The organism is Mesorhizobium sp. WSM4312 (assembly GCF_002294875.1).
GTDB lineage: Bacteria > Pseudomonadota > Alphaproteobacteria > Rhizobiales > Rhizobiaceae > Mesorhizobium.
Genome location: NZ_NSFU01000005.1, coordinates 1 through 12193, shown reverse-complemented (window position 1 = coordinate 12193; position 12193 = coordinate 1). Strand labels below are relative to the sequence as shown.

The 12193-nt window shown below is 65.6% G+C and carries 11 protein-coding genes; all 11 read left to right on the top strand.

The features are described from left to right. The first annotated feature begins 4 nt into the window (after nucleotides 1-4). On the top strand, nucleotides 5-787 hold the full coding sequence (locus CK228_RS08870; RefSeq protein WP_095776184.1) for an SDR family oxidoreductase: 783 nt from the start codon (nucleotides 5-7) through the stop codon (nucleotides 785-787). Next, nucleotides 784-2319: a mannitol dehydrogenase family protein gene (locus CK228_RS08865; protein WP_095787597.1), complete on the top strand. Its 1536-nt coding sequence runs from the start codon at nucleotides 784-786 to the stop codon at nucleotides 2317-2319. The genes CK228_RS08870 and CK228_RS08865 overlap by 4 nt, the downstream gene beginning before the upstream one ends. Before the next feature lie 140 nt (nucleotides 2320-2459). Continuing rightward, nucleotides 2460-3374 (top strand): sugar phosphate isomerase/epimerase, encoded by a 915-nt coding sequence (locus tag CK228_RS08860; RefSeq protein ID WP_095787815.1) that lies wholly within the window; start codon nucleotides 2460-2462, stop codon nucleotides 3372-3374. A gap of 128 nt (nucleotides 3375-3502) precedes the next feature. Continuing rightward, nucleotides 3503-4537, top strand: a complete 1035-nt coding sequence (locus CK228_RS08855) for an ABC transporter substrate-binding protein (RefSeq protein WP_044548142.1) — start codon at nucleotides 3503-3505, stop codon at nucleotides 4535-4537. Nucleotides 4538-4785: 248 nt separating this feature from the next. Continuing rightward, nucleotides 4786-6345 (top strand): sugar ABC transporter ATP-binding protein, encoded by a 1560-nt coding sequence (locus tag CK228_RS08850; protein WP_095787596.1) that lies wholly within the window; start codon nucleotides 4786-4788, stop codon nucleotides 6343-6345. Then, a complete protein-coding gene (locus tag CK228_RS08845) occupies nucleotides 6342-7310 on the top strand; it encodes an ABC transporter permease (RefSeq protein WP_095787595.1) in 969 nt (322 codons plus the stop codon). The genes CK228_RS08850 and CK228_RS08845 overlap by 4 nt, the downstream gene beginning before the upstream one ends. An 88-nt stretch (nucleotides 7311-7398) precedes the next feature. Continuing rightward, nucleotides 7399-8379, top strand: a complete 981-nt coding sequence (locus CK228_RS08840) for an ABC transporter permease (RefSeq protein WP_095787594.1) — start codon at nucleotides 7399-7401, stop codon at nucleotides 8377-8379. Nucleotides 8380-8615: 236 nt separating this feature from the next. Beyond that, entirely contained in the window at nucleotides 8616-9620 is a 1005-nt protein-coding gene (locus tag CK228_RS08835; RefSeq protein ID WP_095776194.1) for a LacI family DNA-binding transcriptional regulator, read from the top strand. Nucleotides 9621-9693: 73 nt separating this feature from the next. After that, entirely contained in the window at nucleotides 9694-10485 is a 792-nt protein-coding gene (locus CK228_RS08830; protein WP_095776195.1) for a 3-methyl-2-oxobutanoate hydroxymethyltransferase, read from the top strand. Between the two features lie 8 nt (nucleotides 10486-10493). Beyond that, nucleotides 10494-11504 (top strand): sterol desaturase family protein, encoded by a 1011-nt coding sequence (locus CK228_RS08825; protein WP_095787814.1) that lies wholly within the window; start codon nucleotides 10494-10496, stop codon nucleotides 11502-11504. A gap of 177 nt (nucleotides 11505-11681) precedes the next feature. Further along, on the top strand, nucleotides 11682-12008 hold the full coding sequence (locus tag CK228_RS08820) for a MocE family 2Fe-2S type ferredoxin (protein WP_095776197.1): 327 nt from the start codon (nucleotides 11682-11684) through the stop codon (nucleotides 12006-12008). Nucleotides 12009-12193: the final 185 nt, after the last annotated feature.

The following is a 12193-nucleotide window of genomic DNA, read 5'->3' as shown; positions in this document are numbered from 1 at the left end:
AGGAATGGAGCTTCATCTCCAAGGCAAGGTCGTGCTGGTCACCGGCGCGACGCAAGGCATCGGCCGCGCCATCGCCGAGACGCTGGCGCGGGCCGGCGCCGGCGGGCTGCTGATCACCGGACGCGACGGCACACGCGGCGGAGCCGTGGCGGCGGAACTGTCGGCCATCGGTACGCCGACCATCTTCGTCGCCGCCGACCTTGGAGACGCGCAGACCCCTGTCTTGCTGGCGCAGGCCTGCATTGACCGTTTCGGCCGCATCGATGGCCTCGTCAACGCGGCCGGGCTGACCGACCGCGCTTCCTTCCTCGATGCCAGCCTCGATGACTGGGCCTCGCTGTTCGCCGTCAATGCGCGGGCGCCGTTCTTCCTGATGCAGGCTGCCATCGCCGACATGAGGAAGCGCCGGGAGCCCGGCGCCATCGTAAACATCCTGTCGATCAACGCCCATTGCGGCTCGCCGGAACTCGCCGTCTATTCAGCGACCAAGGGTGCGCTTGCGACGCTGACCAAGAACGCCGCCAACGCCCACCGTTTCGACCGCATCCGCGTCAACGGCATCAATGTCGGCTGGACCAACACGCCGGCCGAACGCGTCATGCAGGCCGAGACGCTGGGCCATGGCCCAGGCTGGCTCGACGCCGCCAATGCCGCGCAGCCTTTCGGCAGGCTGCTCGAGCCGGACGACATCGCCAACCTTGCCGTCTTCCTGCTGTCCGACGCGGCCGGGCCGATGACCGGCGCCGTGATCGACCAGGAGCAGTCGGTGATCGGGGCAAACCGGTGAACGCCGCTTCGACAGCGCCGGAAATGCTGGGGCCGGCCTTGCTGGACCAGCTTCCGGCAGCTGTCCGGACGCCTGGATATGAGCGGACAACCCTTGCCCCCGGCATGGCCCATCTCGGCGTCGGCGCGTTCCACCGCTGCCACCAGGCCGAATACACCGATGACCTGCTGGCACGTCAGTTCGACCGCTGGGGCGTTGTCGGGATCAACATCCGTCCGCCCACCCTTGCCGACACGCTCGGCCGGCAGGGCGGCCTCTATACAAGGCTGATCCGAGAAAACAGCCACATCGAGGCCCGCATCATCGGCAGCATCGTGAAGTTGGTCGACAGCCAGGCAAGCGCCGCACCGGCGCTCACGGTGCTGTCCTCGCGCGATATCGACCTGGTGACGATGACGGTGACGGAGAAAGGCTATTGCCACATCCCGTCGAGCGGCGCGCTCGATCTCGATCATCCCGACATCCTCCATGATCTCGCCAACCCTCATGCGCCGCGCAGCGTGCCCGGCATCCTCGCGCGGGCGCTGGAACTGCGCCGGGCCACGCATGGCCGGCCCCTGACTCTGCTCTCCTGCGACAACATTCCGACCAACGGCGTCATCCTGGAAACCGTCGTGCGGCGCTTTGCCGAACGGCGGGGCGATGGCCTTGCCGACTGGATCGCCCTCAACGCCGCCTTCCCCTCGGCCATGGTCGACCGCATCGCGCCGGCGGTGACGCAGGACGATCTCGACAGCGTCGAGCAATGGTTCGGCTACCGCGACGCCGCCGTCGCCGTCGGCGAGCCGTTCCGGCAATGGGTGATCGAGCAGAAATTCGCCGGCCGCGTGCCGCGCTGGGACCTGGTCGGCGCGACCTTCGTCGACGATGTCACGCCGTTCGAGCATCTCAAGATGCGGGTGCTGAACGGCGCCCAGACGACGCTCGCCACACTCGGCGTGCTGGCCGGGCTGGAGCATACATCGGACGCCATCGCCGACCCGCTGCTGTCCACCTTCGTCAGGCGCATGCTGGTCGAGGAAACGCTGCCGACGCTGATGCCGGTGCCCGGCATGGATCCATCGGCCTATGTCGAGCAGAGCCTCGGCCGGCTGAAGAACACGGCGATCCGCCACCGCAACCACCAGATCGCCACCGACGGATCGCAGAAGATCGTGCAGCGCCTGCTCAACCCGATCCGCGACCGCCTCGCCATGGGCCATACCATCGGCCTGCTGTCGGTGCCGGTCGCCGGCTGGATGGCCTATCTCATCCAGGCCTCGGACCGCTTCGGCAAACGCTGGCCGGTATCGGACCCCTATGCCGGCAAGGTTGCCGGGATCGCCGACGCCACCGGGCGCGATGCGCCGGCTCTGGCCTCGGCCATACTCGCCATCGACACGATATTCGATCCCGGCCTTGCCGCGAACGAGACGTTCCGCGCGGCCGTCACGTCGGCGCTGGGCGAGCTGCTCTCGGGAGATCCGATGGCGGCTGTCCGGCACAGTCTCGAACAGGATGAGGTCGCAAGGTTGAAACGATCCAAACTATAGGCATTATGAACATCGGCCGTGAAGACACGACAAAAGCAATTCCAGGAAAAGTGTGAAACGGTTTTCCGTCCGGAATTGCGCGAAAAAGGAAGAGCTCTTCAGCGTTTCCGCGAAACGATGAAGAGATCTGGGGAGGCATGATGAAACTTGGACTGCTCACCGCACCCTTCGCGGAGACGCCGCTTGCCGATGTCGCCGGCTGGGCCAGCTCCGCCGGCTTCGAGGCGCTGGAAATCGCCTGCTGGCCGAAAACCTCCGGTGCGACGCGGCGCTATGCCGGTACCAGCCACATCGACGCCGCCTCCACCGCGCCCGCGCAGGCGAAGGAAATCGCCGCCTCGCTGGCGGAAAGGCACCTGACCATCTCAGGCCTCGGCTACTATCCCAATCCGCTGCATCCCGACGCGGCGCACCGTGAGGCGGTCATTGGCCATCTGAAGAGGGTGATCGTGCTGGCCGCCAATATGGGCGTGCCCGTCGTCAACACTTTCTGCGGCGGCGATGCCGCCAAGACCGTCGACGTCAACTGGCAGGACGCGCTGAAAATCTGGCCCGAAATCGTCGCCTATGCGCGCGGCCATGGCGTCAAGCTCGCCTTCGAGAACTGCCCGATGATCTTCAGCCATGACGAGTGGCCGGGCGGGCACAACATCGCCTATTCGCCACTGGTCTGGCGCCGCATCCTGGAAAGCTGGGGCGGCGATGTCGGCATGAATTTCGACCCTTCGCACCTGGTCTGGCAGATGATCGACCAGGCCCGCTTCATCAGGGAATTCGGCCCCTACATGCTGCATGTCCACGCCAAGGATTTGATGATTGATCATGATGGTTTGTACGAGCGCGGAATCCTCTCGGCCGGGATAGGCTGGCAGGTGCCGCGCATGCCGGGGCTGGGCGATGTCGACTGGAGCGGCTTCTTTTCCGGCCTCTACCGCGCCGGCTATGACGGGTCGGTCATCATCGAACACGAGGACAGGCGGTTTGAAGGCGGTGACGAGCAGGTGAAGCGCGGTTTTCTGCTCGCCCGCGACGTTCTGCGTCCCCTGGTCAAGTGAGGAAGAAGCATGTCGGCAACGACATGCGGAGGACAACGAGTTGAAGCGGGCCGCCTGAATCTCTTTCCGAGCGACTTGGTTCAACGACTTGGAACTGAAACTGAAAAACAATGTGGAGGAAGACTGAAATGAAGAAAATCCTGACCATGGTCCCGCTGCTTGCGGGCGCTGCCTTGCTGGCCTCGGTCGGCGTCTCGTCGGCCGCCGGCAAATACACGATCGGCATTTCCAACACCGTGCAGGGCAATGGCTGGCGCGAGGAGATGGTGTGCGCCATGAAGGCGCAGGCGCTGGCTTCCGGCGAGGTGGCAAAGCTCAACATCGCCCACCGCAACACCGATGCCGCCGGCCAGTTGGAAGACATCCGCAACCTGATCAGCGCCAAGGTCGACGCCATCGTCGTCAACCCGGCCGATCCGGCCGGCATCAAGGCGGGTCTGGAAGAAGCCACCAAGGCTGGCATCGTCGTCGTCGCCGTCGACCAGGCGGTCACCGAGCCGTCGGCCTACATCATCTCCAACAACCAGGAAGAATACGCCTATCTCGGCGCCAAATGGCTGTTCCAGCAGATGGGCGGCAAGGGCGAAGTGTTTTACATGCGCGGCGCCGCCGGCGCTTCGGCCGATAGCGATCGCGACAAGGGCTTCAAGAAGGCATTGGCCGAATTCCCCGACGTGAAGGTGGCGCAGGAAGTCTTCACCGGCTGGCAGCAGGACCAGGCCAAGCAGCAGATCCTCTCCTTCCTGTCGACGGGAACGCCGATCAACGGCATCTGGACCTCAGGCATCGACAACGTCATCGTCGACGCGCTGGTGGAATCGCAGGCGCCGCTGGTGCCGATCGTCGGTGCCGACAATGCCGGCTTCGTCGGCCAGTTGAGCTCGGTCAAGGGCCTCGTCGGCGCCGCCGTCACCAACCCCGGCTCGATCGGCGGCGCGGGTGTAACGCTGGCGCTGCAGATCCTCGACGGCAAGAAGCCGGCCCAGCAGACCGTGCTGGTGCAGCCGCAGCTCTGGGAAAACGCCACCGAGGAAGGCAAGGCCAAGCTGAAGGCCGCCGCCGACCCCTCGCTCAGCCCCGAATGGCCGGTCTCGATCTCGATCCCGGACTGGACGACGTACACGAAGGACCAGATCGTGGCCTGCAAGGGGCCTGGGGAGTAAGGGCCGGACGCGCTTCTGCCTTCTCCCCTTGCGGGAGAAGGTGGATCGGCGCGCAGCGCTGAGACGGATGAGGGGTGCTCCAGCGGAGCGAGACGCTGGCACTCCCTGGAGCACCCCTCATCCGACCTCGCTTCGCGAGGCCACCTTCTCCCACAAGGGGAGAAGGGATAACCGCCGTTCCGGCCGACATCGTCCGGCTTGCCGCACGCCGCAGAGATCGAGAACAACACGTCTTGACAACAAACCCGTTGCCGCAAAGCCCCCTCCTCGACGCCTCCGGCGTCGCCAAGAACTACGGCGCGGTTGCCGCACTTCGCAACGCGTCGCTCTCCGTGCTGCCGGGCGAGGTGCACGCGCTGATGGGCGCCAATGGCGCCGGCAAGTCGACGCTGGTGAAGATCCTGACAGGCGCCATATCGGCCAATGCCGGGCGCATCCTGATCCGGGGCGAGGCGCGCGACATACGCTCCCCCGCCGCCGCCCGCCGCGCCGGGCTGCTGCCCGTCTACCAGGAGCCGTCGCTGATCCCCGATCTCGACGTTCTCTCCAATTTGCGGCTGACCGGCACGCCGGTCGAGCCGTTCCGCGCCTGGGTGCGCGAACTGGGTATTGCGGACCTCGACCTGCGCGACACCGCGCGCGACATCCCGCTGGCCGTGCTGCGCGTGCTCGACCTGGCCCGTGCGCTCGCCGTCGAGCCCGACGTGCTGCTGCTCGACGAGATGACGGCGGCGCTCCCCGCCAACCTCGCCGAAAAAGTGCTGGAAGTGGTGCGCCGCCAGGGCGATGCCGGCCGCGCCGTGATCTTCATCTCGCACCGCTTCGTCGAAATCTCGGCGCTGTGCGACCGCGCCACCGTGCTGCGCGACGGCGAGACCGTCGGCGTCGTCGACATCGCGCCGGGCGTCGAGGAAAAGATCGTCGAGCTGATGCTCGGCACCCGCATCGTCAAGACCCATGTCGCCGCCCGCAGCGCCGCCGAGAAGGCGGTATCGGCCCCTGCCCGGCCGCGGCTTGCCGTGCGAAACCTGCGCGTCGGCACCAAGCTCAGCGACGTCTCCTTCGATCTCAGGGATGGCGAGGTCGCCGGCGTCGTGGCGCTCGAAGGCCAGGGCCAGGACGAATTGTTCGCCGCCCTTGCCGGCTCGATCCGCCCCTCGGGCGGCACGATCGAGGTCGACGGCCAGCCGGCGAAACTCTCGCATCCGATCGACGCCATCAGAGCCGGGATCGCCTATGTGCCGGGCGACCGCTCCGAGGCGCTCGCCATGCAGCGCTCGGTGCGTGAAAACATCGCGCTTCCCTTCAGCGCGGCGCTGCGCAATTGGGGACCTATCCCCATGCGCCGCGAGCGCGCGAAGGTGCTCGGGGCCATCGAGCGGCTGCAGATCGACACGCGCGCCCAGGGCGAGGTGCAGCGCCTGTCCGGCGGCAACCAGCAGAAGGTGACCATCGCCCGCTGGATCGCGGCGGATGCTCGCACCATCCTGTGCTTCGACCCGACGCGCGGCATCGATGTCGGCACTAAGCAGGAGATCTACAAGCTGCTGCGCGAGCTCGCCGGCCACGGCAAGTCGGTGCTGTTCTACACTTCGGAACTGGAAGAGGTGCAGCGCGTCTGCGACCGCGTCATCGTCATTTTCGGCGGCCGCCTGGTCGACATTTTCCCGGTCGAGGAGGCCGACGAGCCGGCGCTGATGCGCGCCGCCTACGGCCTGCCGCGCGGCGCCAAGGCCGATATCGGCATATTGGCCGACCCCACCGCCTCCGATGCGCCCTCTTCCGACGCCTTGGGGACGAAGCCATGAGCCATTTCCTGCGCCGCCAGGGCTGGGTGTCAGGCCTGTTCGCCCTGCTCATCGTGCTGTTCATCGCCACCAGGATCATCCAGCCCGGCTATGGCAGCGGCGATTTCGGCTCGCTCGCGCGGGCAGTCTTGCCCTATGCCTTCGCCGTCGCCGCGCAGACGGTGGTGGTCATCGCCGGCGGCATCGACCTGTCGGTCGCCGCCATGATGGCGCTGACCAGCGTCACCGCCGCCTCGATGATGGCTGGCGCTTCCGAAGAATACGCGCTGTTCGTAGTGCCCTTCGTGCTGGCCATGGGTCTTGTCCTCGGCGCGCTCAACGGCCTGTTGATCGTCGTCACCCGCGTGCCCGACATCGTCGTCACGCTCGCCATGCTGTTCGTGCTGCAGGGGGCGGCCCTGCTGGTGCTCGACGCGCCGGGCGGCGGCGCCGCCGAATGGCTGAAGGCACTGATCTCGGGCACGGTGCCGATCCCCGGCCTGCCCGACGCCATCGACGCCTGGCTGCCAAAGGCACTGCTGGTGCTCATCTGCCTCTGCGTCATCTGGATACCGCTCAGGCGCTCGCGCCTTGGCCTGTCCATCTACGCCATCGGCTCGAGCGAACTGGCGGCGTTCCGCTCAGGCGTGCCGGTCAAGCGCACCCGCATCATCGCCTATGCGCTGTCGGGCTTGTTCGCCGCCTTTGGCGGCCTGGCGCTGACCATGAGCACCGGCATAGGCGCGCCCATCCCCGGCCCCTATCTGCTCGCCAGCGTCGCCGCCGTGGTGCTGGGCGGCGTCGCGCTCGGCGGCGGCAAGGGCGGCCTGCTCGGCCCCATCGTCGCCGTCTTCGTGCTGCGGCTGGTGCGCACGGACCTCACCCTGCTCGCCATCGACCCCAACGTCACCGCCATCATCGAAGGCGCCATCATGGTCGCGGTCGTGATGTTCGGCGCGTTTATCACGATGCGAGGGCGGCAGTGATGGGTGGGCATAAAATAGCGCGTAGCGCTCGACGGCGCCCCCCTCTGTCCTGCCGGACATCTCCCCCATCGCGAACCGGACCCACCCCATGAGCACGTCAGCGATCACCCCCGTCCCCTTCGGCCGCCGCCTGAAACGCTTCATGGCCGACCGGCCGCTCGTGCCGCTGATCATCCTGCTGGTCATCCTGGTGGTGATCCTGCAGATCCTGCGCCCCGGCATCGTCAACGAGCGCTGGATCGCCAACACGATAAAGTTCGCCATTCCGCTGGCCATCCTCGCCGGCTGCCAGACCATGACCATGCTGACCGGCGGCATAGACCTGTCGGTCGGCACGGTGGCGACGATGAGCGCCTTCATCATGGCCACGCAGATCGTCAACCAGGACCCTGTTATCGCCTTCCTGCTGGCGATGATGCCGGCGGTGTTGATCGGCCTTATCAACGGCATCGGCGTCGGCGTCTTCCGCGTCCACCCACTGATCATGACGCTGGGCACCAGCCTGATCGGCACCGGCTGCCTGCAGGTCTACCAGCGCACGGTGATCGCGTCGGGCGCGAAAATCCCCGACTTCCTCGCCTGGCTCGGCACCGGCGTGACATGGGGCTTCCCCAACGCGCTGCTGCTGTTCATACCGCTGGCCGTGCTCATCGTCTTCACACTGGCCCGCACCGGCTTCGGCCGCCTGCTCTACGCCGTCGGCGACAATGAGCGCGCGACGCGCCTGTCGGGCGTGCAATACTGGCAGGTCATCACGGCGCTCTACGTCACCTCGAGCCTGCTCGCCGGCATCACCGGCCTGCTCTATATCGGCCTGATCAAGGCCCCATCGCTCTCGCTCGCCGAACCCCTGGTCCTGCCCTCGGTGGCGGCGGCCGTCATCGGCGGCACCTCCATCTTCGGCGGCCGCGGCGGCTACACCGGCACCATCATCGGCGCGCTCATCCTGACCGTGCTGACGACGCTGCTGACAATCCTGCAGATGCCGGAGGGGGCAAGGCGCATCCTGTTCGGACTGATCGTGCTGTTCGTGACGGCGGCTTATTTAAGGATCGTGGAGGAGCGGTAGCGGAGCCATGTGGCAGAGCTTCTGATCCAAAGTCGACTATCGCCGCCCGAACTCTGGAGGGCTGATTTGCGCCTCATGTCGGCCACCGAGGCGGCCCTTACCGCACCCCGAAAGCCGACGTTTTGGCTGACTATGCTGAGGGTCGCACACGCGCATTCGATGCCGAAGGGAGGCATGTCTTGGAAAAAGCATGTGCAGCCGGCTAGGCTCCGGCGTACGGACAGCGGAGGATCAAGATTCCTAAGCCCACCTTCCTTGAGATTGCGCGGCGGGCCGGTGTTGGCACGGCCACGGTCGAGCGTGTCCTGAACGGCAGGGGCGGAGTGCGGCCGCAGACCGTCGAGAAGGTGGTGGCGGCGGCGCGTTCGCTCGATTATCCGCGCCGGCTGCCGGAGGCGCATCGCGGCGTCATTCGCATCGAGGTGATACTGGTCAGGCCGGACGCGACCTTCTTCGCCCGTCTTTCCGATGCCTTCGAGCGCATCGCCGCGACGCTCGATCGCTCGATCGCCGTGCACCGTACCTTTCTCGACGAGGCGAAGCCGGCGGCGATCGCCAAACGCATCCTGGAACCCGATCTGCGCCGCGCGGCGCTCGTTCTCGCAGTGCCCGACCATCCGCTGGTCAGCGACGCCTTGCGGAAACTCGAGGCGGAGAACATCCCGACGGTGCAGATCGTCACCCAGATCTCCCGTACCAAGAGCACCTATGTCGGCATCGATAATTACGCCGCTGGCCGCATGGCCGGGCTGCTCATGGCCAAGATGCAGCGGCGGCCGGGCAAGGTGATCGCGATCTGCCATAGTCAGATCTACCGCGTGCACCGCGACCGCGTGCGCGGCTTCTTCGATTATCTGATCGAAGAGGGCAGCGACTTCGAGCCGGTCGCGGCCCTTTTCGGCTTTGACGATGGCGATCGTAATGCCGAGCAGTTGCACGAGGCGTTGAAGCGCTGGCCCGACCTTGCCGGCCTCTACAACGCCGGCGGCGCCAACACCGCGCTGAACAAGGTGCTGCGCAAGCACGGCAGAGGCCGCGATATCTTCTTCGTCGGCCATGAACTCACCGAGCGCAGCACCAAGGCCTTGCGCGAGGGCACGATGGATGTCGTGCTCGACCAGGCGCCAGAAGCGCAGGCGCGCCGCGCCATTGACCTGGTGCTCGCCGCGCTCAACCTGCATGACTTGCCCGTCGAAAACCCGCCGATCCGCTTCATCACCTTCACGGCCGAAAACGTCTGATCTGATTTGATCAAGGAATAAGCGGCGACAGCGAGCACGCGGTGCTATCCCTTGCGAAACGGGAGGATGACCAGTGGCAAGGCGGCTGACGACATACGACCTGCAGAGCGCCAAAGGCAGCCGTAAATGGCTGCAGCTCCATGTCGACACGCCGGCCGAGGCCGCTGCCGCAGCGGCATGCGATATCGTCATCCTCTCCTGTGAGCCCGATCACAATCTGGAAGCCATCCGCCAGGCGGCACCTTACGCGTTCCTCTCCGTCGGCATGCCGCATGGCGCGGTCGCCTCGCCTGAGGAGGCCGTGCGGTTGGGCTTCGCTATGATGAAGCGCGGCGCCGATGCGGTCTATTCATCACACTCGCCGCGCTTTATTGAGGCAATGGCGGCGGAAGGCATTCCCGTCACCGGCCACGTCGGCCTGGTGCCTAACCGCGCGACCTGGACGAATTTCCGCGCCATCGGCCGCACAGCCGAGGAAGCGCTCAACGTGCTGCGCGCGGCGAAGGACCTCGAGAATGCGGGCGCCGCCTGCATCGAGGTCGAGGTCGTACCGGTGCGACTCGCCGATCACATCACGCGCTCGACCCCGCTGATCACCATGGGCATGGGTTGCGGCAGCGCCTGCGACACGCAATACCTGTTCTCCTGCGATGTGCTGGGTACCCACACCGGCCACTATCCGCGCCACGCAAAGCGCTATGCCGACTTCGTCACGCTGGAAGCCGAGCTGCAGGAAAAGCGCATCAGCGCCTTCCGCGCCTTCGCCCGCGACGTCGCCGAAGGCAGCTATCCCGAAGCCAAGCACCAGGTGGACATGGATGATGCCGCCTATGACCGCTTACTCACCCTCTCTCAGTCTCTGTGAGGCCCGTCATGGACGACCTGCAATTCGGCACGCGCAACAAGCGAGGCGACTGGGCTCCGAACGAACCGGCCGGCACCGCGCCGCTGTTCGTCTTTCCGCCGCGCCCGCTGGCGGTGCTGAAATGGCTGCCGAGCTATTTCCTGCCCTATAATCTGCTTTTCGCCGTCTCGGCGGTGGCATGGTGGCGCTTCGTGCTGCCCGACGTCGAGGTGATGAAGACGCTCTCCGCCGGCTGGATCCTGCGCCTGTTCATCGTCAACTGCCTGGCGCTGCTCGTCTTCTTCGGCGCCTTCGAGCTTCGACTCTACATTTTGAAAGCCCAGGGCAACCGCTTCAAATACAACGGAAAATGGCCCTCGGAGCAGAAGAACAGGGCCTTCTTCTTCGAGAACCAGAACATCGACAATATGCTGCGCACCTTCGGCACCGGCATGCCGATCTGGACCGCGATCGAGGTGGCGATCCTCTACGCGTACGCCAATGGCTACGTGCCGTGGCTGACCTTCGCCGAGCACCCGGTTTACCTCTTCCTGCTGGCGCTGGTGGTGCCGGTGATCCACGAGACGCATTTCTTCCTGCTGCACCGCGCTATCCATTGGGGACCGCTTTACAGATGGGTGCATTCGGTGCACCACAATTCAGTCAACCCGTCGCCCTGGTCGTCGCTGTCGATGCACCCGGTGGAGCAGCTCGGCTATCTCGGCGTCGCTTTCTGGCACCTGATCATCCCGTCGAACCCGCTCTTGGCGCTCTACCAGCTCCATTATGCCGGCTTCGGCGCCATTCCTGGCCATGTCGGCTTCGACAAGATCGAGCTTACCGAACGCGCCGGCGTCGATAGCCAGGCCTACATCCATTACCTCCACCACAGATATTTCGAGGTGAACTACGGCGACGGCCTGATTCCGTTCGACCGCTGGTTCGGCACCTTCCACGACGGCAGCAAGGAAGGCGAGGCCCGCATGCAGGCCCGCTACGAGAAGAAGAAAGCACGTGCCAACGCGGCGGCCATCAAATGACATCTGCACGCACAGCCGCGTGCGACGGTGTGGAAGTCAGTACTTCCGCTCACCACAGCGACAAGGTCGGCCAGGTGGCGCCGCCGACTACCAAGAACTGATCCCAAGGCGGGGTCTCCGGGCGGCTATGAAGGCTATGCGGAGGTGCGCCGCGATCGAATTTTACGGATGGGAAAAATGACCAATTGGATCAGGGCTTGCGGCCTCGATGACATCGAACAGGAGGGTGCCCGACGTTTCGACCATGAAGGCCGGACCTACGCCGTCTTCCGCTCGCCCGACGACGAGGTGTTCTGCACTGACGGCCTGTGCACGCATGAGGCCGTCCATATCGCCGATGGGCTAGTCATAGACTACGAGGTCGAATGCCCCAAACATGCTGGCGCCTTCGACTACCGCACCGGCGCGGCCACGCGCCCACCGCCCTGCATAAATCTGCGAACCTATCCTGCAAAGGTGGAAGGCGGCTCCGTCCTGGTTGCGATGCCGGTGGCAGCTGTCTGAAGACTTCGCGGACCGATCCACTTGCGCCTGACTGCCTTGGGTCAGTTCACTGGTAGGCAAGCGGCGTGCCTCATCGTCCGCTTCTGGCTGCTTATACCTCAAAGCTGCCGACCCGCTTGCGGCCCTATCGAGACATTCGAAGGACAATGCCGAGCCTGCGCCACCCCTCACCCACCCCTTACCAT